This window comes from Nonomuraea sp. NPDC049624 (genome assembly GCF_040675255.1).
GTDB lineage: Bacteria > Actinomycetota > Actinomycetes > Streptosporangiales > Streptosporangiaceae > Nonomuraea.
This window is the reverse complement of sequence record NZ_JBFAOR010000017.1, coordinates 38,092-62,776: the sequence shown is the minus strand read 5'-3', so window position 1 is coordinate 62,776 and position 24,685 is coordinate 38,092. Positions and strand designations below refer to the sequence as shown.

General features: G+C 72.0%; 25 protein-coding genes. 8 read left to right on the top strand and 17 right to left on the bottom strand.

All coding sequences use genetic code 11. The annotated features are described in order from the left end of the window. Positions 1-6: 6 nt before the first annotated feature. Both AB0J76_RS44605 and AB0J76_RS44600 read right to left on the bottom strand, forming a co-directional pair. Entirely contained in the window at positions 7-984 is a 978-nt protein-coding gene (locus AB0J76_RS44605) for a sigma-70 family RNA polymerase sigma factor (RefSeq protein ID WP_352324955.1), read from the bottom strand. A gap of 35 nt (positions 985-1,019) precedes the next feature. Further along, positions 1,020-1,427, bottom strand: a complete 408-nt coding sequence (locus tag AB0J76_RS44600; RefSeq protein ID WP_352324954.1) for an SgcJ/EcaC family oxidoreductase — start codon at positions 1,425-1,427, stop codon at positions 1,020-1,022. Positions 1,428-1,593: 166 nt separating this feature from the next. On the opposite strand from AB0J76_RS44600, the gene AB0J76_RS44595 reads away from it, so the two are divergent. Beyond that, on the top strand, positions 1,594-2,706 hold the full coding sequence (locus tag AB0J76_RS44595; protein WP_352324953.1) for an FAD-dependent oxidoreductase: 1,113 nt from the start codon (positions 1,594-1,596) through the stop codon (positions 2,704-2,706). 13 nt (positions 2,707-2,719) lie between these two features. Here the strand turns inward: AB0J76_RS44595 and AB0J76_RS44590 are convergent, their stop codons facing one another. Continuing rightward, complete coding sequence (locus tag AB0J76_RS44590; protein WP_352324951.1) at positions 2,720-3,181, bottom strand: MarR family transcriptional regulator; 462 nt, start codon at positions 3,179-3,181, stop codon at positions 2,720-2,722. 162 nt (positions 3,182-3,343) lie between these two features. Between AB0J76_RS44590 and AB0J76_RS44585 the strand changes: the two genes are divergently transcribed. Then, complete coding sequence (locus tag AB0J76_RS44585) at positions 3,344-5,008, top strand: alpha-amylase family protein (protein ID WP_352324950.1); 1,665 nt, start codon at positions 3,344-3,346, stop codon at positions 5,006-5,008. Positions 5,009-5,037: 29 nt separating this feature from the next. Here the strand turns inward: AB0J76_RS44585 and AB0J76_RS44580 are convergent, their stop codons facing one another. Beyond that, positions 5,038-5,667 carry a TetR/AcrR family transcriptional regulator gene (locus AB0J76_RS44580; RefSeq protein ID WP_364393427.1) on the bottom strand — a complete coding sequence of 210 codons (630 nt, stop codon included), beginning with the start codon at positions 5,665-5,667 and terminating at the stop codon, positions 5,038-5,040. A gap of 67 nt (positions 5,668-5,734) precedes the next feature. Between AB0J76_RS44580 and AB0J76_RS44575 the strand changes: the two genes are divergently transcribed. The 3 genes from AB0J76_RS44575 to AB0J76_RS44565 are packed head-to-tail and all read left to right on the top strand — an operon-like array spanning position 5,735 to position 9,017. Beyond that, the gene (locus AB0J76_RS44575) at positions 5,735-6,457 is read left to right on the top strand and encodes an SDR family oxidoreductase (protein WP_352328133.1); all 723 of its coding nucleotides are present in this window, start codon (positions 5,735-5,737) and stop codon (positions 6,455-6,457) included. Between the two features lie 9 nt (positions 6,458-6,466). Beyond that, complete coding sequence (locus tag AB0J76_RS44570) at positions 6,467-7,240, top strand: alpha/beta hydrolase (RefSeq protein ID WP_352328132.1); 774 nt, start codon at positions 6,467-6,469, stop codon at positions 7,238-7,240. Between the two features lie 25 nt (positions 7,241-7,265). Then, positions 7,266-9,017, top strand: coding sequence for a 5'-nucleotidase C-terminal domain-containing protein (locus AB0J76_RS44565; protein WP_352328131.1), 1,752 nt, complete (start codon positions 7,266-7,268; stop codon positions 9,015-9,017). Positions 9,018-9,085: 68 nt separating this feature from the next. On the opposite strand, the gene AB0J76_RS44560 is transcribed toward AB0J76_RS44565, so the two are convergent. From AB0J76_RS44560 to AB0J76_RS44545, 4 genes are all read right to left on the bottom strand, one after another. Continuing rightward, positions 9,086-9,826, bottom strand: coding sequence for a cytochrome d ubiquinol oxidase subunit II (locus AB0J76_RS44560; protein ID WP_352328130.1), 741 nt, complete (start codon positions 9,824-9,826; stop codon positions 9,086-9,088). An 11-nt stretch (positions 9,827-9,837) separates the two neighbouring features. Beyond that, entirely contained in the window at positions 9,838-11,088 is a 1,251-nt protein-coding gene (locus AB0J76_RS44555) for a cytochrome ubiquinol oxidase subunit I (RefSeq protein ID WP_352328129.1), read from the bottom strand. A 97-nt stretch (positions 11,089-11,185) separates the two neighbouring features. Then, positions 11,186-11,854, bottom strand: a complete 669-nt coding sequence (locus AB0J76_RS44550) for a response regulator transcription factor (protein ID WP_352328128.1) — start codon at positions 11,852-11,854, stop codon at positions 11,186-11,188. Then, positions 11,851-12,972, bottom strand: a complete 1,122-nt coding sequence (locus AB0J76_RS44545) for a sensor histidine kinase (RefSeq protein WP_352328127.1) — start codon at positions 12,970-12,972, stop codon at positions 11,851-11,853. Before AB0J76_RS44545 ends, AB0J76_RS44550 begins: the two co-directional genes overlap by 4 nt. Before the next feature lie 47 nt (positions 12,973-13,019). Here AB0J76_RS44545 and AB0J76_RS44540 point away from each other — a divergent pair, with 47 nt between their 5' ends. Beyond that, on the top strand, positions 13,020-13,235 hold the full coding sequence (locus AB0J76_RS44540) for a hypothetical protein (protein ID WP_352328126.1): 216 nt from the start codon (positions 13,020-13,022) through the stop codon (positions 13,233-13,235). Between the two features lie 3 nt (positions 13,236-13,238). On the opposite strand, the gene AB0J76_RS44535 is transcribed toward AB0J76_RS44540, so the two are convergent. From AB0J76_RS44535 to AB0J76_RS44510, 6 genes are all read right to left on the bottom strand, one after another. Further along, positions 13,239-14,255 (bottom strand): acyl-CoA desaturase, encoded by a 1,017-nt coding sequence (locus AB0J76_RS44535; RefSeq protein WP_352328125.1) that lies wholly within the window; start codon positions 14,253-14,255, stop codon positions 13,239-13,241. A 172-nt stretch (positions 14,256-14,427) separates the two neighbouring features. Continuing rightward, complete coding sequence (locus AB0J76_RS44530) at positions 14,428-17,355, bottom strand: BTAD domain-containing putative transcriptional regulator (RefSeq protein ID WP_364393420.1); 2,928 nt, start codon at positions 17,353-17,355, stop codon at positions 14,428-14,430. An 86-nt stretch (positions 17,356-17,441) separates the two neighbouring features. Continuing rightward, a complete protein-coding gene (locus AB0J76_RS44525; protein WP_352323140.1) occupies positions 17,442-17,654 on the bottom strand; it encodes a hypothetical protein in 213 nt (70 codons plus the stop codon). A gap of 82 nt (positions 17,655-17,736) precedes the next feature. Continuing rightward, the gene (locus AB0J76_RS44520) at positions 17,737-18,054 is read right to left on the bottom strand and encodes a DUF3140 domain-containing protein (protein ID WP_352323139.1); all 318 of its coding nucleotides are present in this window, start codon (positions 18,052-18,054) and stop codon (positions 17,737-17,739) included. A 29-nt stretch (positions 18,055-18,083) separates the two neighbouring features. After that, the gene (locus AB0J76_RS44515) at positions 18,084-18,740 is read right to left on the bottom strand and encodes a response regulator transcription factor (RefSeq protein WP_352323138.1); all 657 of its coding nucleotides are present in this window, start codon (positions 18,738-18,740) and stop codon (positions 18,084-18,086) included. Then, entirely contained in the window at positions 18,737-19,906 is a 1,170-nt protein-coding gene (locus AB0J76_RS44510; protein WP_352323137.1) for a histidine kinase, read from the bottom strand. Before AB0J76_RS44510 ends, AB0J76_RS44515 begins: the two co-directional genes overlap by 4 nt. Before the next feature lie 330 nt (positions 19,907-20,236). Here AB0J76_RS44510 and AB0J76_RS44505 point away from each other — a divergent pair, with 330 nt between their 5' ends. Continuing rightward, positions 20,237-20,983, top strand: a complete 747-nt coding sequence (locus tag AB0J76_RS44505; RefSeq protein ID WP_352323136.1) for an SRPBCC domain-containing protein — start codon at positions 20,237-20,239, stop codon at positions 20,981-20,983. Positions 20,984-21,034: 51 nt separating this feature from the next. Here AB0J76_RS44505 and AB0J76_RS44500 read toward each other — a convergent pair whose 3' ends face one another. Together AB0J76_RS44500 and AB0J76_RS44495 are read right to left on the bottom strand one after the other, a co-directional pair. Then, on the bottom strand, positions 21,035-21,823 hold the full coding sequence (locus tag AB0J76_RS44500) for an alpha/beta hydrolase (protein WP_352323135.1): 789 nt from the start codon (positions 21,821-21,823) through the stop codon (positions 21,035-21,037). 271 nt (positions 21,824-22,094) lie between these two features. After that, positions 22,095-23,291: an MFS transporter gene (locus AB0J76_RS44495; RefSeq protein WP_352323134.1), complete on the bottom strand. Its 1,197-nt coding sequence runs from the start codon at positions 23,289-23,291 to the stop codon at positions 22,095-22,097. A 72-nt stretch (positions 23,292-23,363) separates the two neighbouring features. Between AB0J76_RS44495 and AB0J76_RS44490 the strand changes: the two genes are divergently transcribed. Beyond that, complete coding sequence (locus AB0J76_RS44490) at positions 23,364-24,335, top strand: helix-turn-helix domain-containing protein (RefSeq protein WP_352323133.1); 972 nt, start codon at positions 23,364-23,366, stop codon at positions 24,333-24,335. Between the two features lie 16 nt (positions 24,336-24,351). Here AB0J76_RS44490 and AB0J76_RS44485 read toward each other — a convergent pair whose 3' ends face one another. Continuing rightward, complete coding sequence (locus AB0J76_RS44485) at positions 24,352-24,627, bottom strand: sulfurtransferase TusA family protein (protein ID WP_352323132.1); 276 nt, start codon at positions 24,625-24,627, stop codon at positions 24,352-24,354. Positions 24,628-24,685 lie beyond the last annotated feature (58 nt).

Sequence of the window (24,685 nt, the reverse complement as noted above, 5' to 3'; positions counted from 1 at the left end):
CCTGGGTCATCGGGGCGCGTCGAACCCGGCCGCCAGACCGAAGGCCGCGAAGATCTCGGTCCCCTGGAACACCGAGTTCCGGCTGATGCCCGCGGCGGTGACGGTGAAGAGCTGGAGCGTGTGGGGCTCGTACCGGTCGCCGGCGCGGCGGAAGGCGCCGAACCCCGGCTGGCCGTTGGCCGTGACCGCCTCCAGCCGCCAGTCGGTGCCGGCCGCCTCGAAGACCCAGTCCATGAACAGGCCGTAGTTGCCGCGCCCGGCGAACCAGTTGAGCATCGGCGGCATCTCCATGACGACGTCCTCGGTGAGCAGCCGTTTGAGCTCCTCGACGTCGGCCTGCTCGAAGGCCCGCATGTAGCGGTCGACCCAGGCGCGCTGTTCGGCCAGCGGCGGCTCGCCGAGCGGTTCCGGCCGGACGCCGGCCTCCTTCACCCGGGCACGGGCCCGTTGCAGGGCACTGTTCACCGACACGACGGTGGTGCCGAGGATCTCCGCCGACTCCGAGGCGGAGAAGCTCAGCACGTCCCGCAGGATCAGCGCGCCGCGCTGGCGCGCCGACAGGTGTTGCAGGGCGGCGGCGAACGCCAGGCGCAGGCCGCTGCGCTCGACCACGGCGCCGGCCGGGTCGCCCGCGTCCAGCATCGAGTCCGGGAGGGGCTGGAGCCAGGCCAGGTTCTCCCCCTGGACGAGCGGCGCCAGCGGGTCGGACGCGGCCACCAGCCCCGACGGCAGCGGCCGGCGGCCCCGGACCTCCAGGGCGGTCAGGCAGGCGTTGGTCGCGATCCGGTAGAGCCAGGTGCGCAGGGAGCTTCGGGTGCCGTCGTACTGCTCCCGCGCCCGCCACGCCCGCAGGTACGTGTCCTGGACCAGGTCCTCGGCGTCGTGGGGCGAGCCGAGCATCCGGTAGCAGTACGCCAGCAGCTCCTTGCGGAACGGCTCGATCCGGCGATCGAAGCCCACTTCTCCCGGCGTCACCACGTCCACGCCCCTGCCCTGCCTTCCGCCTGCCTGTGGGTGCCTCAGCCGGCCACGACGGCCGGGCTGTTGTGGTAGGCGGCGAGCCGCCAGGCGTCGTCCCGCTTTTCCAGCACCCAGGTCGCGTACACCATACGCTCGGCGGGGACCTCGGTCTCGCCGGGGAAGAGCACGCCGGTCTCGCTCACCGCGATCGCGGCGCTCTCGCCCAGGAAACGGATGCTCTCCAGCCTGTCGGCGGTCGTGCTGCCCTTGAGGTAGGACGCGAAGCCCTCGGCCATCTTCCGGCGCACCTCCTCCCGCGACCGGCGCACGCTGCCGGGCATGATCGCGGTGGCGTCCTCGGTGTAGTCGGTGACGAAGGCGTCGGCGTCGCCGTCGGCCCATGCCTGGTAGAGGCGCTCAAGGACGCTCTTGATGGCGGCCACGTCGTGCGGTCGGGTCTCGGTCATGGCTGTCTCTCCTCATCGCTGGTGACAGGTTCACGGATACGTACCGGCGGGGGCGCCGGAACTCATCGCGTCCGGGCGGAGAAGTTTCGGGCGGTTGCGGTTCGGGTTACGAACTATTATGGTTCGTAATACGAACAAGCTGTGGTCCTGACGGGAGAGGTGCACCATGAGCCGTACTGTGGCGATCATCGGTGGTGGTTACGGCGGCGCGGCGGCCGCCAAGGCGCTGGACGAGCACGCGGACGTCGTGCTCATCGAGCCCAAGGACGCCTTCGTCCAGAACGCCGCGTCCATGCGGGCCCTCGCCCGGCCGGAATGGGCCGGGAAGCTGTTCTTCCCCTACGACCGGTTGATGGAGCGTGGCCGGATCATCCGGGAACGGGCGGTCTCGGTGGACTCGCGGGGTGTGCTGCTGGCGTCCGGGGAACGGGTGGAGGCCGACTACCTCGTGCTGGCCACCGGGTCGGGGTACCCCTTCCCGTTCAAGTTCGAGGACGACCTGGCCGGGCAGGCGCGGGAGCGCATCCACGCCGTCCACGGGGAGCTGGCGGCGGCCGGGCGGGTGCTGATCGCCGGGGCCGGGCCGGTCGGGCTGGAGCTGGCCGGGGAGATCAAGGCGGTGTGGCCGGACAAGCGGGTCACCGTCATCGATCGCGGCACGCAGCCGCTGCCGGCCTTCGAGCCGCAGGTGCGCGCCGACCTGCGCAGGCAGCTCGCCGAGCTGGGGGTGGAGCTGCTGCTCGGCACCACGCTGGACGCCGAGCCGCCCGTCGAGCCGGGGCGGGCCGAGCCGTTCACCGTCGGGTCCACGGCGGGGGAGCTGTCGGCCGACATCTGGTTCCGCGCGTACGGCGTGCGCGTCCGGACCGGCTACCTCGACGGTGACCTCGGCGACGCGCGCACGCCCGGCGGCCACGTACGGGTGACCGAACGGCTCAACGTGGAGGGCCACGAGCACGTCTACGCGATCGGCGACATCACCGACCTGGCCGAGGCCAAGATGGCCGGGAACGCGATGCAGCACGCCGAGGTCGTGGCCGCGAACATCGTCGCCCAGCTGCGCGGCGAGCGGCCCTCGTCGGTCTACCGGCCCTCGCCGCTGCCGTTCGTGCTGCTGCCGCTGGGGGCCGAAGGCGGCGTCGGCCAGCTGCCCTCGCCCGACGGGCCGATCGTGTTGCCGGCCGGGTCGGTGGCCGACTACAAGGGCCGGGACCTGTTCACCGGACGGTTCGCCGAACTGTTCGGGGTCGCCGGCGAGCCGGCGCCGGCCGGGGTGTGACCGCGGGCGGCGGTCAGGGGGTGTCGGCGCGCTCGATGAAGACCGTGGGGGCGTTGTTGTCCCGCACCAGGCGGGAGAGCAGGTCGGCGAGGGTGGCGCGCTCGGCCTCGCCGAGCCCGGACGGCAGCTCGTCGATGCGCCGGCACGCCTCGGTGTAGAACTCCTCGGCGAGCTTGGCGCCCTCCTCGGTCAGCGTGACCTGGACGGCGCGCCGGTCGGCGGGGTTGGGCTCGCGGCGGACCATGCCGCGCTGGGCGGTGCGGTCGACCAGCTCGGTGAGGCTGGACTTGGCCAGGCGCAACATCGCCCCCAGCTCGCTCATCCCGTACGGCTGGGCCATCAGCACGCACAGCAGCTGGCCCTGCTGGGAGGTCAGCCCGTACGCGCGGGCCGATTCGGCGTAGACGGCGTTGACCAGGAAGGTCGAGCGCACCAGGGCGGAGACGACTCCCAGCTGCTCCTCGGGCTTGGCCATGAGATCAGCCTAACATCGGTTCGGCTACCGAACTATTCGGGCGGGATCCGCACGGCTGCTTGGGTTCGGCGATGCCCCCGGTGGCCCGAGGTCACAGAATTAGAACCGGACGCAAATCACCAATAGGACATTTCTTCTGGCCGGGTGGGTAGCAGGGCCGCCATGCGACTGACGTACACCTCTGACGTCTGGTGGAAGAACGCCGTCGTGTACTGCCTGGACGTGGAGACGTTCAAGGACGGTAACGGCGACGGCGTGGGCGACTTCCGCGGCTTGACCCAGCAGATCGACTATCTCGCGGGTCTCGGCGTGACGTGCCTCTGGTTGATGCCGTTCTTCCCCACCCCCAACCGGGACGACGGGTACGACATCACCGACTTCTACAGCATCGATCCCCGGCTGGGGACCCTGGGCGACTTCGTGGAGTTCATGCGGACCGCCAACGACCGGGGCCTGCGGGTGATCGCGGACCTGGTCGTCAACCACACCTCGGACCAGCACCCGTGGTTCAAGGAGTCGCGCAAGAGCAAGGACTCGCCGATGCGCGACTGGTACGTCTGGTCCGACACCCCCGAGCCCGACGACCCGAAGCAGGTGGTCTTCCCCGACAAGGAGGACTCCATCTGGCAGTACGACGAGGGCAGCGGCCAGTACTACCTGCACAGCTTCTACCGTCACCAGCCGGACCTGAACGTCGGCAACCCCGAGGTCAGGGACGAGATCACCCGCATCCTGGGCTTCTGGATGGAGCTCGGCCTGTCGGGCTTCCGCGTGGACGCGGTGCCGTTCCTCATCGAGAACGTCAACCCCAAGCTGGCCAACCCGCACGAGTTCCTAGCCGACCTGCGGGCCTTCATGACCAGGCGCAAGGGCGGCTCGATCCTGCTGGGCGAGGTCAACCTGCCCTACAAGGAGTTACTGCGGTACTTCGGTGAAGGGCTCGGTGACCAGATCACCATGTGCTTCGACTTCATCGGCATGCAGAACAGCTGGCTCTCCTTCGCCCGCAACAGCGCCCGTCCCCTGATGGACGCCCTGCAGGAACGCCCCCGGGCCCCCAAGGACTGTCAGTGGGCGATGTTCCTCCGCAACCACGACGAACTCACCCTCGACAAGCTCACCGAAGAGGAACGCCAGGAGATCTTCGAGGCGTTCGGCCCCCGTAAGGACATGCAGATCTTCGGCCGCGGGCTGCGGCGGCGGCTGCCCACGATGTTCGGCGGCGACCTGCGGCGCATCAAGATGGCCTACAGCCTGCTGTTCTCCCTTCCCGGCACCCCCGTGATCTTCTACGGCGAGGAGATCGGCATGGGGGAGAACCTGGACGAGGAGGGGCGGATGGCCGTCCGCATCCCCATGCAGTGGTCCGAGGACGGCGGCTTCAGCCAGAACGGGGAGACGGTCCGCGAGATCCCCGAGGGCTCCTTCGCCCCCGACCGGGTCAACGTGGCCGACCAGAAACGCGACACCGACTCGTTGCTGCGCTGGTTCCAGCTCCTCATCGAGCGGTACCGCGAATGCCCCGAGCTGGCGTGGGGGCAGTACACGGTGCTGGACACCGGCGACGACGCGGTCTTCTCGCACCGCTGCGACGCCGACGGCGCGACGGTCGTGGTCGCCCACAACCTGTGCGACACGGCCAGGGACGTCGAGCTGCGGCTGGACGGCCTGGAGAACTGCGACCTCACCGACCTGCTGGTGGACGGCACGATCAAGGTGTCGGCCGACGGCACGGCCAAGCTCGCGCTGGGACCGCACGGCTGCCGCTGGCTGCGCGCCTCGCCCCCCGAACTGCCCCCGGAGGACGCGGGCGTCATGTCGCAATGAGCCGTCATGAGGCGGACGCCCCAGAGCCTTCATGAGCCGGGCGGCCGCGCGGCCTTCGCGCGGCCGTCCGGGAGGGGCGGCGGGTAGGCCGCCATGGCGAGTTCAGCGACGCTCAGCAGGTCGGCGTAGGAGGCGCCGTCGCGGGACTGCGTGGACATGCCCTGGATCACCGACGCGAAGAAGGTGGCCAGGGCTTCGGCGTCGGTGCCGGGGGGCAGTCGGCCGGCCGCCACGTCGTCGTCCACGCGCTTCCTGATCGCCGCCTTCGCCGCCTCCCTGAACCCTCGCAGCAACTCCTTCACGTCGGCGGACTCCGGCCCGCAGTTGACCGCGGCGCTGATGATCAGGCAGCCGGGCGGGTGGTCGGCGTTCGTGTACACGGCGGCCGACTCGCGCAGCACGCGTTCGACGGCCCGGCGGCCGGTGGGCTCCTCGGCGAGCGCCCTGGTGGTGAACGCGCCGTGGGTCAGCTGGTAGCGGCGCACCGCCTCCTCGAACAGCCGCCGCTTGTCGCCGAAGGCGGCGTACAGGCTGGGGGGCCTGATGCCCATGGCGGTGGTCAGCGCCGCGATCGAGGTCGCCTCGTAACCGTGCTCCCAGAACGCGCGCAGCGCGCTCTCCAGTGCCGTGTCCCTGTCGAATGCCCGCTGCCTCGCCATGCACTCATTCTATAGCGATCGCTATGTTATGGTTTCTGTATCGATCGCTAAAGAAAGGATTCGAGCGATGAGGACTGCCCTGGTGACGGGCGCCGGAAGGGGCATCGGCCGGGCCATCGCGCTGCGCCTGGCCAAGGACGGGTTCCGCGTGATCGTGAACTACGCCAGGGACGCCGCCGCGGCCGAGGAGGTCGTCGGGCTGATCGGGGCGAACGCGGTGGCCGTGCGGGCCGACCTGGGGGTGCCCGAGGAGGTCGAGCGGCTCGCCCGCCGGGTGGCCGAGGAGACCGACGTGCTCGACGTGCTGGTCAACAACGCCGGCATCGGCCTGTCCAAGCCGCTCGCGCAGGAGACGGAGGAGGGCTACGACCGGCTGTTCGCGGTCAACGTCAAGGGCCTGTTCTTCCTCACCCGGCAGGTGCTGCCGCTGATCCCCGACGGCGGCCGCATCGTGAACATCACCTCCGGCGCGGCCCGCATCGCCTATCCGGAGGGCATCGCGTACGCGATGACCAAGGGCGCCGTGCAGGTGTTCACGCTGGCCCTGGCCAAGGAGCTGGGACCGCGCGGCATCACGGTCAACAACGTCGCGCCCGGCATCATCGACACCGACGTCAACGCGGGCTGGCTGACCGACCCCGAGGCCCGTGCGTACGCGGCGAGCAGGCACGCGCTCAACCGCATCGGCGAGCCCGGCGAGATCGCGGACGTGGTCGCGTTCGCCGCCTCGCCCGCGGCGAGCTTCATCACCGGCACCACCCTCGACGCCACCGGCGGCGGAAACCTCTAGGAGACCCCCATGCCCACAGTCGTCCACGACGGCGGACACGTGCACTTCGACCGGGCGGGCAGCGGCCCCGGCCTGGTCATGGTGCACGGCACCGGCGGCGACGCCGCCACCAACTACGGCCACCTCGTCCAGAACTTCACCGACATCCGCACGGTGATCACCCCCGACTACGCGGGCAGCGGCCAGACCGCCGACCCCGGCGGCGACCTCACCCTCGACCTGCTGATCGAGCAGGTCGCGGCGACCTTCCCGGAGGGCGGCCCGTCCGACCTGGTCGGCTTCTCGCTGGGCGCGGTGGTGGCGGCGGGGGTCGCCGCCCGGTATCCCGAGCGGGTCAGGCGGCTGGTGCTGATCGCGGGCTGGACGCACGCCGGCGACCCCCGGCTCCGGCTCGGCCTGCGCACCTGGGCCCGGCTGGCGGCCACCGACCCCGAGAGCTTCGCGGCGTACGGCCCGCTGGTCGGCTTCAGCCCGGCCTTCGTGAGCGGCCTGGGCGAGGACGGCCTGAAGGCCGTGATGGCCGGCGACCCGCCCCCCGGCACGGTACGCCAGATCGAGCTGGACCTCAGGACCGACATCAGGGACCTGCTCCCGAGCATCACCGCGCCCACGCTGGTGATCGGCTGCACGCAGGACCACCTTGTCCCGGTCGGGCACGCCCGTGCCCTGCACGCCGCGCTGCCCGGCAGCCGTTACGCCGAGCTGGACAGCGGGCATGTGGTGCTACACGAACGTCCCGAAGAGGTGACAGCCTTGATCCGCGATTTCGTAACCAACGAGTAATTTGTCCTGGTTACCCTCCAGGCACATGCAGACCAAGAAGCTCGCCGCCACCGGGGCCGCCGCGCTGACCGCGCTGGCCCTGGTGGCGCTCCCCGCCCACGCGAGCGGGGACAAGAGCGTCACCGTCACCGTGATGGGGACGTCGGACATCCACAGCAACGCCCTCAACTGGGACTACTTCAAGGACGCCGCCTACGCCGACAAGCAGGGCAACACCATCGGCCTGGCCCAGGTGTCGTCGCTGGTCAACAAGGTCAGGGCCGAGCGCGGGGCGGACCACACGCTGCTGTTCGACTCGGGTGACACGATCCAGGGCACGCCCCTGGCCTACTACTACGCCAAGGTCGAGCCGATCACCGAGACCGGGCAGACCCACCCGATGGCCAAGGCCATGAACGCCATCGGCTACGACGCCGTCACCCTCGGGAACCACGAGTTCAACTACGGTCTGCCGCTGCTGGCCACCTGGATCAGGCAGATGCGGGCGCCGGTGCTGGGCGCGAACGCCGTGCACGCCGGGAGCGGGCTGCCGGCGTACCGGCCGTTCGTGATCAAGACCATGAAGGTGAAGGGCGACAAGCCGATCAAGGTCGGCGTGCTCGGCCTGACCAACCCCGGCGTGGCCATCTGGGACAAGGCGAACGTCGAGGGCAAACTGCGCTTCACCGACCTGGTCGAGTCGGCCAGGAAGTGGGTGCCGGTCATCCGCGGCCTCGGCGCGGACGTGGTCGTGGTGACCGCGCACGCGGGCGACAGCGGCATGTCCTCCTACGGCACCGACCTGCCCGTGGAGAACGCCTCGGCGATGGTCGCCGAGCAGGTGCCGGGCATCGACGCGGTGCTGTTCGGGCACGCGCACAACGAGGTCGCCCAGCGCTTCGTGACCAACAAGGCCACCGGGCGGCAGGTGCTGCTCACCGAACCGGGCAAGTGGGGCCAGCGCCTGTCGCGGCTCGACTTCACCCTCACCAAGCAGCACGGCAAGTGGGTCGTCACCGGCAAGAGCTCGGCCACGCTCAACACCAACACGGTGACGGAGGACCCGAAGATCGTCTCGCTGCTCAAGCCGCAGCACGACACCACGGTCGGCTACGTCAACAAGGTCGTCGCCAAGTCGGCCGAGGAGCTGTCGGCGGCCGAGTCGCCGTACAAGGACACGCCGATCCTCGACTACATCCAGCAGGTGCAGACCGAGACCGTGAAGGCCGCGCTGCCGGGCAACACCCTGCCGGTGTTGTCGATCGCCGCGCCGTTCAGCCGCACCGCCGTCTTCCCCGCCGGTGACGTGCGGGTCAGGGACGTGGCCGGGCTCTACGTCTACGACAACACGCTGCTGGCGATCAAGCTGACCGGCGCCCAGATCAAGGACTACCTGGAGTACTCGGCCCGGTACTTCAACCAGCTCAACCCGGGCGACCCGGTGGACGTCACCAAGCTGACCAACGCCGGCAACACCCCGGACTACAACTACGACCAGCTCTCGGGCGTCTCCTACGACATCGACGTGGCCAAGCCCGCCGGGCAGCGCATCGCCAACCTCACCTTCGAGGGCGCGCCGATCCCGGCCGGCAAGGAGTTCGTGGTCGCGATCAACAACTACCGCCAGTCGGGCGGCGGCGGCTTCCCGCACGTCACCACCGCTCCCGTGCTGTACAACGCGCAGGTGGAGATCCGCCAGGCGCTGATCGAGCACGCCACCGCCAAGGGCACGATCAACCCCGCCGACTTCGCCTCCGCCAACTGGCGGCTGACCCGCGACGGCGCTCCGCTGTTCTGACCCGGCGCCAGGCGGGTGCCCCACGACGGTCACCCGCCTGGTCACAGGCACGACGGGCCCACAGGCACTCACAGGTACGACGGCCCGGTCACCCGGTGCCGGAACGTCCACCACACCCACCCCTGCGAGGCGACCAGCAGCGGGATCAGGGCGAGGATCACCGGCGTCAGCAGCGCCCCCGACGACCCCGCCACCAGTGGCAGCCGCAGCCCGGCCAGCACCCCCACCACCAGCAGCGCGCCGGCCGTCAGCGCGTACGTGCGGCCCTCGCCCGCCTCGCCGGACAACACCCCGGCCCGCTCCCGCAACGATCCGCGCAGCCGCAGCGCCGCGAACGCCAGCCCGTGCACCGCGAACAGCGCCGCCACCACCAGCGCGGCCAGCAGCACGAGCGGCCCCTGGATGCCGAGCAGCACCTCGGCGAGCAGCAGCCCCCAGCTCAGCGCCAGCCCCCAGCTCCCGGCCACGATGCCGCCGTCCCAGAACGCCTGCCAGCGCGCGCCGGGCACCCGCCCGCGCAGCCACAGGCCCATGTCCCTGACCACCCACGAGACGAGCAGCGCGACGACCACCGCGTAGTTGCCGCTCAGGAGGTGGCCCTCCAGGTCGGGGAAGAGCCCCGCGAGCACGCCGGCCGAGGCCACCAGCCACACCTCGTTGCCGAGGAAGAACGGCGCGATGGCGGCGATCACCTCGCGCCGCTCGCCCGCCGACCGCCCGAGGTAGGGCAGCGCCATGCCGACCCCGATGTCGGCCCCGCCGAGCACGAGGTAGCCGAGGGCGAAGAAGGCCAGGACGAAGATCTCCATGATCGGCTCCTTCAGAACGCCGGGACGGGGACGGGGGCCTCGGCCGGAAGGGCGCCGAGCGCGACCGCGCCCGGCCCGCGCCTGGCCGCCCGGGCCAGCAGCCAGTAGTTGACCGCGATCAGCGCCGTGAACACCGACACGAACGCCGTCAGCGACAGCCGCATCTCGCCCGCAGTCACCGGCGACATGGCCTCGGACGTGCGCAGCAGCCCGTAGACCACCCACGGCTGGCGCCCCAGCTCGCGGAAGGTCCACCCGGCGAGCATGGTGACGAACGGCACGGGGATCATCAGCGTCAGCAGCCAGTGCCAGGCCCGGAAGCCCCGAACGACCGGCCGGAAGAACATCAGCAGCAGGCTCAGCCCCGCCACGACGGTCATCACCACCCAGAGGATCATCATCGTGATGCCCGCCGCCTGCACCCAGCCGGTCGGCGGCAGGTAGTCGCCCGGCCCGAACCTGGCCGCCATGTCCGCCTGCACCGCGGCCAGCCGCTCGGCCTTCCCCGTCCAGGCCGCCGCCTTGGACGGCTGGAGGGTCTGGAACCCGAGCCCGCCGAACGTCACCGTGAAGAACGAGGCCGGCAGCGCGACGCCGACGCCGATCCGCAGCGACTTCCTGAACAGGTCGTGCTCGGCCGTGCGCCTACGCAGGTGGTAGGCGCTCACCCCGGCCATGAAGAACCCGCCGACGATCATCGCGCCGCCCATGACGTGCCCGAACGCGATCTGCGCGGCCGGGTTGGCGATCAGCGCCCCGAAGTCGGTGAGCCGCAGCCTGCCGCCCTCGACGGCGTGGCCCACCGGGTTCTGCAGGAAGCCGTTGGAGATCATGATCCAGAACGCCGACGCGTACGCGGTGAGCGTGACGACCCAGATCAGCGCCAGGTGCGCCCAGCGGTTCAGCCGGTTCCAGCCGAAGATCCACAGGCCCAGGAACGTGGCCTCGACGAAGAAGGCCACCAGCGTCTCGATCGCCAGCGAGGCGCCGAAGACGTTGCCCGCGTAGTCGGTCAGCCCGCTCCACGACAGGCCGAGCTGGAACTCCATGACCAGCCCGGTGACGATGCCCATGGCGTAGTTGATGATGTAGAGCTGCCCCCAGAACCTCGTCATCCGCAGGTGGACGGGGTCGCCGCTGAACGTGGCCCGGGTCTGGACGACGGCCACCAGCGTCGCCAGGCCGAGCGTCAGCGCGACGAAGAGGAAGTGCGCGCCCGCGGTGAACGCGAACTGCAGCCGGGCGAGGTCGACGGTGTCCATGCCGAGAGCTTGGCGTCACGGCCTGCTCCGGCGCGTCATGCCCGGGTCTGCAATCGGGCGTACAACCCAGGGCCGAAGATCGCTGAAGTCGTACGACTCAGGTTGTAAGCCAGCCCGGCGTGATCATCCCGGCCTCGTAGGCGACCACCACGAGCTGGGCCCTGTCGCGCACGCCCAGCTTGGTCATGATGCGGCTGACGTGCGTCTTCGCCGTGGCAGGGCTGAGCACGAGCCGGGCGGCGATCTCGTCGTTGGACAGCCCGGCCGCCACCAGGCCCATGACCTCCCGCTCGCGCTCGGTGAGCGCGTTGAGCTCTGGGCCCGGCTCCGGCCGCTTGACCCGGCCGGCGAACTCCGCGATCAGCCGCCGGGTCACCGACGGCGAGATCAGCGCGTCGCCCCTGGCCACGACCCGGATCGCGTGGATCAGCTCGGCCGGCTCGGTGTCCTTGACCAGGAAGCCGCCCGCGCCCGCGCGCAGCGCGCCGTAGACGTAGTCGTCCAGGTCGAAGGTGGTCAGGATGATGACCTTGACGCCGTCGAGCCGCGGGTCGCCGGCGATGCGCCGGGTGGCCTCCAGGCCGTCGAGCTCGGGCATGCGGATGTCCATGAGCACCACGTCGGGCCGGTGCTCGTGGGCGCCCGCCACGGCCGCCACGCCGGTGCCGGCCTCGCCGACGACCTCGATGTCGTCCTCGTCGGAGAGAATCGACCGGAAACCGGCGCGGACCAGGGTCTGGTCGTCGGCGAGCAGGACGCGGATCATCGGTCTCCGTTCAGTGGCAGGCGGGCGGCGACGCGGAAGCCGCCCTCGGGGCGCGGGCCGGCCTCCAGGTCGCCGCCGAGCGCGGCGGCGCGCTCGCGCATGCCCTGCAGGCCGAAGCCGCTGCCTTCGGTGTACGTGGCGCCCGGGCCGTCGTCCTCGACCCGGATCAGGATGTTCCCTGCGGAGTTGCTGACCGAGAGGGTGGCCTTCGTCGTGCCGGAATGGCGGGCGACGTTGGTCAGCGACTCCCTGATGATGCGGGCGGCGGCCAGGTCGACCTCGGTCGGCACGGCGTCCAGCGGCCCGGACGGCTCGACGGCCACCTCCAGCCCCGACGCCGCGACCAGCTCCGGCAGCCGCGCGAGGCTGTCCGCGGGCCTGGTGGGCGCGTCCTCGTCCACCTGGCGCAGCACGCCCAGCGTGGTGCGCAGCTCGCGCAGCGTCTCCTTGCTGGTCTCCTTGATGGTCCGCAGCGCGGCCTCGGCCTTCTCGGGACGCCTGGCCAGCCCGTGCAGCGCGGCCGACGCCTGCACGTTGATCATGGAGATGTTGTGCCCGAGCACGTCGTGCAGCTCCCTGGCGATGCGCAGCCGTTCCTCGCTCTCGCGCCGCCTGGCCTCCTCCTCCTTGGAGTGCTCGGCGTCCAGCGCGCGCCGCTGCGCCTCCAGCAGGTACGCCCGGCGGTTCCTGGTGACCCCGCCGAACGCGATGGCGGCCACCACCCAGCCGGTGATCGCGCCGAACGTGCCGTCGTCCACGTGCCTGGACCCGTGGGCCTCGCCGAACCCCATCGCCAGCAGCACGGCGGCGCCGGTGGCGATCGCGGCGGCCAGCCGTCCCTGGTCGGCGGCGGTGTAGAGGGCCACGAACACCAGCACGACCAGCGGTCCGTCGAACCGGGCGAGCGGGTAGTAGGCGGACACCGCCACGACGACCACGATCAGCGACGTGACGGGAAGGCGCCGCCGCAACATCAGCGCGCCGCACGACACGATCGGCAGCACCACGTCGAGCACGCTGGGAGACTGCTCGCTCCTGAGCCCGGCGACCAGGGTGCCGGCGAGCGCGACGGCGACCACCACGAGGGACACCGCGGTGCTCGCCGACAATCTACGCATGTGCTCCATTTTGTATGGTCGTGCGAGTCATGGGGTAGTTGACCGAGATGAGTACCAAGGATGAGCTCCGGCAGGTCGAAGAGGACCTGGCCCGGCTGAAGGCGGAGAACCAGGACCTGCGCGACCAGGTGGGCACCATGGGCGCGACCGACCAGATCGAGACCTCGGCCATGATCGCCCAGGCCGACGAGCAGTCCGAGCTGATCGCCGACCTCGAACGACGCCGGGCGGATCTGGAGAGGCGGGTCGAGGAGGAGGGCTGAGGCTCAGCGGCGCAGCGGAGCGCCCACCTCGTGCAGGTGGCGCAGGGCCTGGCCGTAGGAGGCGACGAGCCCGGTCTGCAGGTAGCTGACGCCGACCTCGGCGCAGTAGCTCTCGACGATGGGCTGCGCCTTGCGCAGGTTGGGCGCGGGCATGTTCGGGAACAGGTGGTGCTCGATCTGGTAGTTGAGCTGGCCGAGCGCCACGTCGGTGAACAGGCCGCCCCTGACGTTGCGGGAGGTCAGCACCTGCTTGCGGAGGAAGTCCAGCTTGTCGTCCTTGGTCAGGACGGGCATGCCCTTGTGGTTGGGCGCGAACGTGGAGCCCAGGTAGAGGCCGAACAGCCCCTGATGCACGGCCAGGAACACCAGCGCCTTGCCGAACGGCAGCACGGCGAAGACCGCGCCGAAGTAGAGCACGAAGTGCGTGGTCAGCAGCGCCAGCTCGGCCCACGGCCGCTTGGCCGCCGGCGCGAGCAGCGCCTTGAAGCTGGCGATGTGCAGGTGCCAGGCCTCGAGCGTGAGCAGCGGGAAGAACAGGAACGCCTGGTACTTCGCGACGGTCCGCGGCAGGCCCGCGCTCCGCGCCACCTGGTCGTCCGACCAGACGATGACCGCGGGTGAGACGTCCGGGTCGTGGTCCTCGTGGTTGGGGTTGGCGTGGTGGCGGTTGTGCTTGCTGGTCCACCATCCCCAGCCCAGGCCGATGCCGAGGTTCCCCAGCAGGAGACCGGTCACGTCGCTCGGCCGCCGCGTCCTGAACACCTGGCGGTGGCCGAGGTCGTGGGAGACGAAGCCGATCTGCGCGAAGACCACGGCCAGCGCGACCGCGACGAGCAGTTGCCACCACGAGTCGCCCACCCAGGCGAACAACGCCCAGCAGCCGAGGTACGCGGCGACCACGACGGTCAGCCGCACCGCGTAATAGACCGGACGCCGGTCGAGGAGACCGGCGTCAGAGATGCGGCGGGCTAGTCGGGCGAAGTCACTGCCCCGGGTGTCGACCACACTTGGACTGGCCACAGATCTCCTCACATTGTGGTGGAAAGTTGCCACAACCCTGGCGTATCCGCTGCGAAACCGGAAGGTTTTCCATGGTCGTCCGGGGAGCGGCGGAGAAGGGGTTCGTCGTCGGTTTCCGTGGCCTCTTCCCTGACCATATGGCCCGGCGCCGGGTGCCGCGTACGCGACGGGCTCAGCCGAGCAGCGACAGTGCGTGCCGCTCCGGGTTCGGCAGCGCCGCTCCGCTGGTCAGAGCCTCGTGGAAGGCGTCGGGGCCGAGGGCGGAGCGGCATCGTCCGTCCAGCGCCGCCAGGGCGGGATCGGCGGAGCCGGCGACGCCGCGCAGCGCGCGGGCCGCGCCCAGCAACTCGGCCGCCGGCCGGGGCGGCAGGTGCTCGGCCACGCCTTCCAGCACGGTCGCGCGGGCCGTCCGGTCGCCGCAGGTCTCCATCAGCTCCAGCGCCGTGCGCAGCGGCGGCCCCGGCTCCGCCACGCGGGCCAGCTCGACCCGCATGAACGCCCTGAACTGCGCGGGCCCGTCCCCGTTGTCGAGGGTCAGCGCGCGGTCGAGCAGCCGGGCCGCCCCCGGCCGGTCGCCGGTGCGCCGGGCCAGTTCGGCGCGGGCGTGCAGGACCCTGGCCTGGGTCACCGCGTCCTCGGCCCGCAACGCCGACCGCCACGCCTCCGCCAGCGTGGCGGCGGCCCCCTCGTGGTCGCCCGTCCGCGCCTTGAGCTGCCCGAGCCGGAGCAGGAACGTCATCGGGCCGAACGGCGCGTCCAGCCCCGACAGCTCCGCGGCCAGGCGGCCGGGCTCCTCGGCACGGGCGAGCGCGGCGGCGAAGTCACCGCGGTTCTCGGCGACCAGCGACAACCAGTAGAGGCAGGCCCACTGACCCCAGCGGTCGCCGGTGCGGCGGAAGCCGTCGAGCGCCGGGCCGAGCAGGTCCTGCGCGCCGGCGACCGGGCCGTACTCGAACCGGACGATGCCGCCGACCAGCAGCGCGGCCGAGCGCGTCCACAGGTCGGGGGAGTCGCGCAGGCGCTCGACGACGTCCTCGGTGAGCTCGACGACGTCGGCGGGCGGGCGTTGCGCGCCGCTCATGGCCCAGAAGTTCAGCGCGGCGGGATGGTCGGAGTCGAGCACCGCCTGGGTCGGCTCGCCGCCCGTGAGCACCCGGCACAGCCCGTGCGCCAGCTCGCGCCCCGGCGGCGGCACGTCCCCGACCCGGCGCAGCACGGCCGCCGCCCGCTCGCTCATCTCGCGCCGCCGTCCGCGCATGATCCAGGGCCAGAACCGGGGCAGGATCAGCCGGAGCGGGTCGTCGGAGTGGCGCAGCGCGGCGTCGAGGTTGTCCTGCTCGGCGTCCAGCACCTCCAGCCAGGCGAGCTGCTCGCCGGTACGCAGGAGGGGGTCGGCGGTCTCGGCCAGCCGGGTGTAGTAGCGGGCGTGGGCCTGCCGGAGGCCGGGCAGGTCCGCGGCGGCGTACTGCCTGATGGTGGCCAGCATCGAGTAGCGGTCGCCGGAGACCGAGACGAGCGACTTGTCCACCAGCGAGGCGAGGTCGTCCGGGTCGCCGCCGCACACCTGCGCGACGGCATCGTACGTCGCGCCGCCGGAGAAGACCGTCAGCCCGCGCAGCAGCTCGCGCTCGGACGCCGACAGCAGGTTCCAGCTCCAGTCGACGACGTCGCGCAACGTACGGTGACGCGGCTCGGACGTACGCCCCCCGCGGAAGGCCAGCCGGTCGCCGAGCTGCCGGACCAGCACGGACACCGGCATCGTGCGCAGCCGGGCGGCGGCCAGCTCGATCGCCAGCGGGATGCCGTCGAGCTCCCGGCAGACGCGCTCGGCGTCGGCCGCGCTCACCTCCAGGCCGGGCCTGGCCGCCGCGGCCCGCGCCAGGAACAGCTCCGCGGCCTCGGGCAGCGGCAGGACGGGATGCAGCACCTCGCCGGGGATGTCGAGCGGCTCCCTGCTGGTGGCCAGGACACGCAGCCCGGCGACCTCCGACAGCAGCCACCGCGCGACCGTGGCGGCCTCCTCCACGACGTGCTCGCAGTTGTCCAGCACGATGAGCGGCGACGTGCCGCGCAGCGCGCGGACCACGTCGGTCGTCCGCAGCACGCTCTCGACCGCGGCCCGCACCCCGGTGGCGGAGGCCAGCTCGACCAGCCACACGCCGTCGGGCACGTCGAGGCCGCGGGCCGCCTCCAGCGCCAGGCGGGTCTTGCCCACGCCGCCGGGCCCGACCAGCGTGACCAGCCGCTCGTCCCGGCCGCCCAGCAGGGCGTGCAGCCGGGCGACGTCGCCGGTCCGGCCGACGAACCCGGTGAGCCGGGCGGGCAGGTTGCCCCTCGGCGCGGGAGCCGGGTCGCGCAACGCCGCCATATGGGCCGCGCGCAGCTCGGGGCCGGGATCGACGCCCAGCTCGTCGGCCAGGTCGGCCCTGATCCGCGCGAAGACCTCCAGCGCCTCGCCGCGCCGCCCGCGCGCCACCAGCGCCCGCATGAGCAGGGCGTGGAACGGCTCCCGCAGCCGGTGCGCCGCGACCAGCTCCTCCAGCTCGGCCACGACCCCCGGGCCGCCGTCACGTCCGCCCCGCGCCTGCTCGGCGGCGAGGGCGGCGGGCACCGACTCGGGGGAGAGGGCGGACTCAGGGGTGAGGGCGGACTCGGCCGCCAGGTCGGCGGCGATCGCGGCGGCCAGGGCCGTCAGGCGCAGTTCCTCCAGCCGGGCCGCGGGCGCGGCGGCGAACGCCAGCCCGGCCGCGTCCGCCAGGGCGGGCCCGCGCCACAGAGCCAGCGCGCCGCGCGGATCACCGGCCCGCACCAGCCGCTCGAACTCCGACGCGTCCACCTCTTCGGGCGGCACGTCGAGCAGGTAGCCGGCCGGGTGCGAGGAGATCAGCCCCGGCGCCTGCCTGCGGGCCCGCGACACCAGCGACTGGAGTGCCGCGGCCGGATGGGCGGGCGGCTCGCCGGGCCACAGGTCGTCGATCAGCCGGTCGGCGGTCACCACCCGGCCCGGGTCGAGCGCCAGACGGACGAGCAGGGCCCGCACCCGGGCGCCGCCGACCTCGGCCCCAGCCACCTGGAGCGGCCCCAAGACCCCGATCCGCATGCCCCCACCGTACGGGCATGCAGCCATGCCGGGTTCCCGGCGGGACGCCCGCCTTCACCCGGTTCGAGCAGGCCGGCGCAGTGGGCTCAGCTCTCCGAGAGCCGGTCGAAGAGGGTGAGCGCCGCCTGACGCACCTCCTCCGGGGTCAACCCGTCGAGGGCCTGCCGCGCGTCGGCGATGTCACGCGTCGTGGCCAGTGTGATGGCCACGGACGAGGCGGCGGCACGGTCGATCGATCCCGTCGGGGCGGCGTCGGCCAGCTGCTGGGCGCTCGCGGCGAGGTCGAGGTTGTCTCTCAACGGATCTCCTCGGACGAAGTCGGCTTCGCACATTTCATCACTTTGCGTCGCCCCACATCCACCATTTGTTGAATTCGGGGCGTTATGCCCTGAGCGGGTCGTGCCCGACGGACATGAGCTCGCGGCGCGAGTCGTCGTCCGTCCGGTCGCCCATGGTCTCGACCAGCTCGACGACCTGACGCATCACGTCGAGGTCGGCCTTGGTCAGGTCGCCCTTCCGCTTGCTCAGGACGTGCAGCACGCCCCTGCCCAGCTCGTCGATGCCCATGTCGGGGTCGGGAGGGAAGCCCTCCTCGTCCGAGGCGTCGGCGAGCAGGTAGCCGCGCAGCTCCTCCGAGTTCATGTTGACCGCCCGGTGGAACTCGTTCCAGAGCGTGTCCGTGTCGAAACCCTCAGTCATATGGGCCGCCTACCCGCCCAACCCTCGCGTTACGCCCCGGGAACGGTCAGCCCCGACTCGTAGGCCGCGATCACCGCCTGCACGCGGTCCCGCAGCCCCAGTTTGCTCAGCACGTTGCTGACGTGCGTCTTCACGGTGTGCTCGCTGACCACCATGGCCTCGGCTATCTCCGCGTTGGACAGGCCGCGCGCGATCAGCTGCAACGTCTCGCGCTCCCTGGCGGTCAGCGACTCCAGCGTGCGCGCGGGGGCGGCGGTCGTCGCGGGGCGGGAGGTGAACTCGGCGATCAGCCTCCTGGTCACCGTGGGCGCCAGCAGCGACTCGCCGGCGGCCACCACGCGCACCGCGGTCACCAGGTCGTCGCGTCGCACGTCCTTCAGCAGGAACCCGCTCGCGCCCGCGCGCAGCGCGTCGAACACGTAGTCGTCCAGGTCGAACGTGGTCAGCATCAGCACCCGGCAGGCAGTCTCGGCGCACACGATCCTGGCCGCCTCGATGCCGTCCATCCTGGGCATGCGGATGTCGAGCAGCAGCACGTCCGGCTCGTGGGCCCGTACGGCGGCCACGGCCTCGACCCCGTCGCCCGCCTCGGCCACCACCGAGATGTCGGGCTGGGCGTCGAGGATCATCGCGAACCCGCCCCTGACCAGCTCCTGGTCGTCGGCCACCACGACGCGCACGCTCACTGGCCGGCCCCCAGCGGCAGCCGCGCCGACACGGCGAAGCCGGGCCCGTCCGCGCTCGGGCCGGCGGTCGCGCTGCCGCCGCAGGCCGCGGCCCGTTCGCGCATGCCGATCAGGCCGTTGCCGCCCGAGGGCAGCGCGGGGCCGCCGCCGCGTCCGTTGTCCGTGACGTCGATCATCAGGTGGTCGTCCTCCCAGGTGAGCCGGATCTCGGCGCGGTCGGCGCCGGAGTGCTTGACGATGTTGGTGAGCGCTTCCTGCGTGATCCGGTAGGCGGCCAGCGCGCTGTCGGGGCCGATCGGGCGGGGCTCGCCGGACTCGGCGAAGCTCACGTCCAGGCCGGTGCCCGCCACCTGGCCGGCCAGCGCGGGCAGCTCCGCGAGCGTCGGCTGCGGCGCCCGCGGCGCCTGCGGCTCGTCCTCCTTCAGTACGCCGAGCATGCGGCGCAGCTGCACCATCGCGTCCCGGCCGGCGGCGGCGATGGCGTCGAAGGCGGCCTCGGCCCTGGCCGGGTTGCTGCGCACCACGACGGGCCCCGCCTCGGCCTGGACCACCATGAGGCTGACCGCGTGGGCCAGGATGTCGTGCATGTCGCGGGCGATCCTGGCCCGCTCGCGTTCGGCCGCGCGCTCGGCTTCCAACTGACGCTCCCTTTCGAGCCGGGCCGCGCGCTCGGCCAGCTCGGCGGCGTGGGCGCGGGACGTGGCCGCCGCGCGGCCGATGGCGTAGGCGGCGGTGAACAGGGCGACCCCGCGCATCGCGGTCTCCCACGAGCCGACGGAGGCCAGGCCGCCGACGAGGGTCACGACGAGCATGACGACCCTGGGCAGGCGGGGTGAGTACGCGGCGACCGTGTAGAAGGCGACCAGGGCGCCGTACCAGATGGGCTGGCGGGCGACGTTGTCGGCGAAGTCGTAGAGCGCGCCCACGACCAGGCTGGCGATCAGCATGGTCACCGGCCACCGGCGCCGCCAGACGACGGGGAGCGAGGCGCCGATCGCGATCACGTACCCCCACCAGTCCCATCTGCCGCCCTGCGAGTCATGGCTGGAGATCAGCGGCCAGACCTGGACGAGGGCGATCAACAGGGCGAGCGCCCCGTCCACCCAGAGGTGGGGGAGCGCTCGAAGCCGGCGACGGAAGACGTCGACAAGCGTCAGATCGGACACAGGGTCCCATTCTTCCTCACGCATGGACGAGCGAGGGCCGGGCGCCGTCCTGGCCCCGGCGGCGCAGCGGGGCGGCCACGAACGCGGCGCGGGTGTTCATCGGGGGTTCTCCTCAAAGGGCGGGGCGATGCACTCATCCTGCGGTTTTCCGCTCCGGATGGGATCGCCGGGACGGGCGATCCCGCGCCTCGCTCTCAAGAGGGATGCCCCTCGCTGCCGCGCCCCACCTGCCACGGCGCGCGGGCCGACAACAGGAGTCGGCTTGACAATCGATATTGTCGGTGCGATCGTCGGCCGCACACCGCGCCGGGCCGTGACAGGGAGACCGCCATGCCGCACGAGTTCGAGATCCGCCACGAGATCCCGCTGGACGCCGCCCCCGACGTCGTCTGGCAGGCCATCGCGGAAGGGCCGGGCATCGACTCGTGGTTCATGGGCCGCACCGAACTGGAACCGCGCGTGGGCGGCCGGGGCGCGCAGACCTTCGGCGAAGACGTCGCCACCGAGTCGGTGGTGACCGCCTGGGAGCCGGGCAGGCGCCTGGCCCACCGGGGCGTGGAGAACCCCGACGGCACCTTCATGGCCTTCGAGTACCTGCTGGAGGCCCGCGGCTCGGGCAGCACGGTGCTCCGCTTCGTCCACAGCGGCTTCCTCGGCGACGACTGGGAGTCGGAGTACGACGACCTTGAGCGCGGCGACCTGCAGTACCTGTACAAGCTGGCCGTCTACCTCAGGCACTTCCCCGGCAGGATCTCTGCCCACAACCTGTTCCTGGCCGGCCCGTGCGCGTCGGAGGAGCGGTTCTGGGCCGCGCTCGGGGCCGCGCTCGGCGTCGCGGGCCGTCCGGTGGCGGGGGAGAAGGTGACGGTCGCGATCGAGGGGCGTTCGCCGGAGCCGGGCGTCGTGGAGTGGGTGACCGCTCCGGGCACGTTCGTGGCGGTCCGTACGGACGACGGCCTGTACATGTTCGTCCAGGGACGCGGCATGGCGGTGGTGGAGCACCACGCCTACGCGCCGGTGGACGGCGAGGCCCTGGAAGCCGCCTGGACCCACTGGCTCGCCACCGTCTCCCCCTGACCGCCGGCCCTGAGGCGAGGAACTCCACGGCGGCCGTCTGACCCGCGGCCCTCAGGCGAAGAACTCCCGGAGCACCGGCGCCAGGGCCTCCGGCTTGACGATGTGGGTCTGCCCGTCGAGCGTGCGGTGGTCGGCCGCGGGCAGCGCCTTCGCCAGCGCGGCCACGGAATTGCGCATCCACGCCGGGCTCTTCCCGCCGTCGGCGACGAGCGTCGGGACGGTCACCGACGCCCACGCCCCCTCCGGGTACGGCAGGCCCCCCTGGTACGGGAAGACGAGCGCGGTGTCGTACGGCAGGGTGTGCGCCACCGCCTTGAGCCTGGCCCACGCCGGCATGAACCGCATCATCGCCACCACGACCGCCGGCAGGCCGACCCCCTCGCGCATGAACATCCTGACCGCCTCGGCCCGGCGGCCCGCGGCCACCAGCGCCGCCAGCCGTCGCGGGTAGTCGTCCTTGACCGGGGCGCGGGTGCCGTCCACGACGAACGGCGGCTCGTACAGGGCCAGGCGCTCGACCGGCAGGCCGTTCTGCACCGCCGCCAGGGCGAGGGCGGCGCCGGACGAGGTGCCGTACAGGCGGACCGGGCCGCCGGCCTCCTTGACGAGCGCGGCCAGGTCCTCGACCTCCCGTTCGATGGCGTACGGCCCGGTGTCGCCGCTCTCGCCCCGTCCGCGCCGGTCGTAGGTGTAGACCGTGAAGTCGGGGGCGAGCGCTTCGGCCAGGCCGCCGTTGATGCTGGAGCCGCGGAAGCTGAGTGCGCCGTCCACGAGGATGACCGCCGGGCCCTGGCCTGCGCGTTCGTACGCGATGGGGGTGCCGTCCGCGGAGTTGATCATGCTGCTCATGGTGTTCCTCCCGTTTCGTGGTGCCCACGGTAGCTACCGACAAATAAAATTGTCAAGAAAACTTTGCGGGAGGACGTACTGATACGGGTACCTCTGCGCTCTTGTCTGGTGGAGTCGTCCTGAGCGCGGGGGACGCTGGGGCGGCTCCCACGTCGCGTGCCGCGAAGAGGAGGGGACGGCACGTGCCGCAGACGGGGGCGGACGGTCTGCCAGCCGCCCGCCCCGGCCGCGGCACGTGCCGTGGGCACCACCCCGGCATCGGTCACGTCGCCGGGACCGTGACCTGCCCGCTCCCGGACGCCTGCGACCTGCGGCCGAGCCGCCGCACCGGCCCGATCACCAGCAGCGCGGTCACCACGCCGACCGTCACCAGGGCGGACACCAGCATGAAGGCGCGCGGCTCGACCAGCGCGGTCACCGGTCCGGCCAGCGCCTGCCCGACCGCCATGCCCGCGACCGACCCGGCCACCTGGTAGGCGTTGACCCGGTTCAGCACGTCCGGCGCGACCTGGGTCTGCACGGTCGTCGACCACATCACCGACCAGAACGCCATCGCGCACCCCCCGGCCAGGTGCCCGGCCATCAGCAGCGGCAGCGGCGCCCCGAGCGCGACCGACAGCGGCACGGGCACGTACCCGATCAGCGCCACCGCCCCCGCCGCCAGCGGCCTGCGCGGCTTCAGCCGGATCGCCACCAGCCCGCCCAGCACGGTCCCGAGGCCGAGCGCCGCCATCACCCACCCGTAGTCGGCCCCGATGACCTGGGACGACAGCGGCACGGACGGCCCCACCACCAGCACCCCCCAGAACACCCAGACCAGGATGACCGACCACATCCAGCTCCTGGCCTTGAACTCCTCCCAGCCCCTGCGCAGGTCGCTCAGCACGTCGGACGGCTCCGGCCTGGGCACGGCGACCCGCACCAGCACCAGGCACACCGCGCTGACCAGGAACGTCGCGGCGTCCACGGTGTAGACGAAGACCGGCCCGGTGGCCACGATCAGGACCCCGGCCAGCGCGGGCCCGGCGAGCTGGGTGACCGCCTCGGCGATCTTCAAGGTCGCGTTGGCCCGCTGCGTGTCCTCGGCGACCAGCGGGACCATGCCGTTGACGCACGGCTCGAACACCCCGGCGGCCATGCCCGACAGGAACGCCATCGCCAGCAGCAGGACGAACGGCGGGGCCCCGTCGAGGAAGGCGACGGCCACGACGGCCTGGGTGACCACCCTGACCACGTCCGCGCCGATCATCAGCCGCCGGGGCCCGATCCGGTCGGCGACGACCCCGCCGAACAACATGACCAGCACGGCCGACGCGGTCCAGAGCGCGAGCACGAAGCCGACGCCGGCGATCCCGTAAACTTTGCCGATCGCCAGCGCCGAGGCGACGGGCATCATCGCGTCGCCGAGCAGCGAGATCGTGCGGGCCCCGAAGTAGAGGGCGAAACTCCTCGTCCACATGAGCCCCAATTCTGGATTTCTCCAGATCAAAGCACCGGTGTCCCAAATGACATCATTGGGTACATTTGCGCCATGCCCCTGGACTGCCCGGAGACGCCTCCGGCCCCCGTCAGCCCGCACCGCGTGGTCGCCCTGGTCGCCCCCAACCAGGAGCTCTACCCCGTCACCTCGGCCTCGGCCGTCTTCGGCTACCAGGGCCCCGACATCCCCCAGCACTACAGCTTCACCCTGTGCGCCGAGCGGCCGGGCTCGCTCTCCACCACCCTGGGCGTCCCCATGCAGGTGGACAGCGGTCTGGACGCCATGGACGAGGCCGACACCGTGATCGTCGCGGGCTGGACCCTGGTCCCCTCGCCGGCCGTGCTCGACGCGGTGTCCCGGGCCCATTCCCGCGGGGCGCGGATCGTCGCCGTCTGCGCGGGCATCTTCATCCCCGCCGCCCTGGGCCTGCTGGACGGCCGCCGCGCGTCCGTCCACTGGGAGCTGTCCGGGGAGCTGGCCGCCCGTCACCCGCGCGTCATCCCCGACGACACCGTCATCTACGTGGACCACGGCGACGTCGCCACCGCCGGAGCCTCGGCCGCCACCCTCGACCTCTGCCTGCACCAGGTGCTCCAGGACCACGGCGCGGCCCACGCCATGCGCATCGGCCGTCAGCTCGCCGCCGGGCCGCATCGCGAGGGCTGCCAGCGCCAGTATCCGCCGCTGCCCACCGCGGGGCCCATGCCGGACTCCCTGGCCCCGCTGCTGGAATGGCTGCTCGGCCGCCTGCCCGACCACGTCACCGTCGAGGACATGGCCGCCTACTCGGGGGTCTCCGCGCGTACCCTGACCCGGCAGTTCGCCGACCAGCTCGGCGTGCCGCCCGCCCGCTGGCTGCTGGAACGCCGGCTGGCCGCCACCCGCGCGCTGCTGGAGGAGACCGACCTGCCGGTCGAGACCATCGCCGCCCGCGTCGGCCTCTCCTCGGCCGTCAACCTCCGCCGCCGTTTCCACACCGCGCTGCGCACCACTCCGGCCGCCTACCGGCGCTCCTTCCGCTGACGGGCGGCGACCGCCGTCAGGCCGCGTGCCAGGGACGGGTGGGCTCGGTCTCCTTGGCGGCGTCCGCGACGCGCACCGCGTACGTCGGGCGCCCGGCGCCGGGCACCGGCCCGAGGTAGGAGTGGCCGGTCAGGTGGCACCAGGCGGGCAGGTCGACGGGCGCGGCGGGGTCGGTGGCGATCAGGTGGATCACGGCGCCGGGACCGGCGCGCAGCACGTGCCCGCGCAGCTCGATGAGCAGTTGCACGCACATCTTGTCGCCGCCGTCGATCACGAGATCAGGTTCGGGCATGCGTATAGGAAACCACGCGCCGCCGTCGAGTAGGTTGAGGCCTGTCCTGGCCCCGTGA

Bases quoted from the DNA above. Each gene is read 5' to 3' on its own strand.
- AB0J76_RS44600 (WP_352324954.1), bottom strand. From the start codon at position 1,427: ATGACCGAGACCCGACCGCACGACGTGGCCGCCATCAAGAGCGTCCTT.
- AB0J76_RS44595 (WP_352324953.1), top strand. From the start codon at position 1,594: ATGAGCCGTACTGTGGCGATCATCGGTGGTGGTTACGGCGGCGCGGCG.
- AB0J76_RS44590 (WP_352324951.1), bottom strand. From the start codon at position 3,181: ATGGCCAAGCCCGAGGAGCAGCTGGGAGTCGTCTCCGCCCTGGTGCGC.
- AB0J76_RS44585 (WP_352324950.1), top strand. From the start codon at position 3,344: ATGCGACTGACGTACACCTCTGACGTCTGGTGGAAGAACGCCGTCGTG.
- AB0J76_RS44580 (WP_364393427.1), bottom strand. From the start codon at position 5,667: ATGGCGAGGCAGCGGGCATTCGACAGGGACACGGCACTGGAGAGCGCG.
- AB0J76_RS44575 (WP_352328133.1), top strand. From the start codon at position 5,735: ATGAGGACTGCCCTGGTGACGGGCGCCGGAAGGGGCATCGGCCGGGCC.
- AB0J76_RS44570 (WP_352328132.1), top strand. From the start codon at position 6,467: ATGCCCACAGTCGTCCACGACGGCGGACACGTGCACTTCGACCGGGCG.
- AB0J76_RS44565 (WP_352328131.1), top strand. From the start codon at position 7,266: ATGCAGACCAAGAAGCTCGCCGCCACCGGGGCCGCCGCGCTGACCGCG.
- AB0J76_RS44560 (WP_352328130.1), bottom strand. From the start codon at position 9,826: ATGGAGATCTTCGTCCTGGCCTTCTTCGCCCTCGGCTACCTCGTGCTC.
- AB0J76_RS44555 (WP_352328129.1), bottom strand. From the start codon at position 11,088: ATGGACACCGTCGACCTCGCCCGGCTGCAGTTCGCGTTCACCGCGGGC.
- AB0J76_RS44550 (WP_352328128.1), bottom strand. From the start codon at position 11,854: ATGATCCGCGTCCTGCTCGCCGACGACCAGACCCTGGTCCGCGCCGGT.
- AB0J76_RS44545 (WP_352328127.1), bottom strand. From the start codon at position 12,972: ATGCGTAGATTGTCGGCGAGCACCGCGGTGTCCCTCGTGGTGGTCGCC.
- AB0J76_RS44540 (WP_352328126.1), top strand. From the start codon at position 13,020: ATGAGTACCAAGGATGAGCTCCGGCAGGTCGAAGAGGACCTGGCCCGG.
- AB0J76_RS44530 (WP_364393420.1), bottom strand. From the start codon at position 17,355: ATGCGGATCGGGGTCTTGGGGCCGCTCCAGGTGGCTGGGGCCGAGGTC.
- AB0J76_RS44520 (WP_352323139.1), bottom strand. From the start codon at position 18,054: ATGACTGAGGGTTTCGACACGGACACGCTCTGGAACGAGTTCCACCGG.
- AB0J76_RS44505 (WP_352323136.1), top strand. From the start codon at position 20,237: ATGCCGCACGAGTTCGAGATCCGCCACGAGATCCCGCTGGACGCCGCC.
- AB0J76_RS44500 (WP_352323135.1), bottom strand. From the start codon at position 21,823: ATGATCAACTCCGCGGACGGCACCCCCATCGCGTACGAACGCGCAGGC.
- AB0J76_RS44495 (WP_352323134.1), bottom strand. From the start codon at position 23,291: ATGTGGACGAGGAGTTTCGCCCTCTACTTCGGGGCCCGCACGATCTCG.
- AB0J76_RS44490 (WP_352323133.1), top strand. From the start codon at position 23,364: ATGCCCCTGGACTGCCCGGAGACGCCTCCGGCCCCCGTCAGCCCGCAC.
- AB0J76_RS44485 (WP_352323132.1), bottom strand. From the start codon at position 24,627: ATGCCCGAACCTGATCTCGTGATCGACGGCGGCGACAAGATGTGCGTG.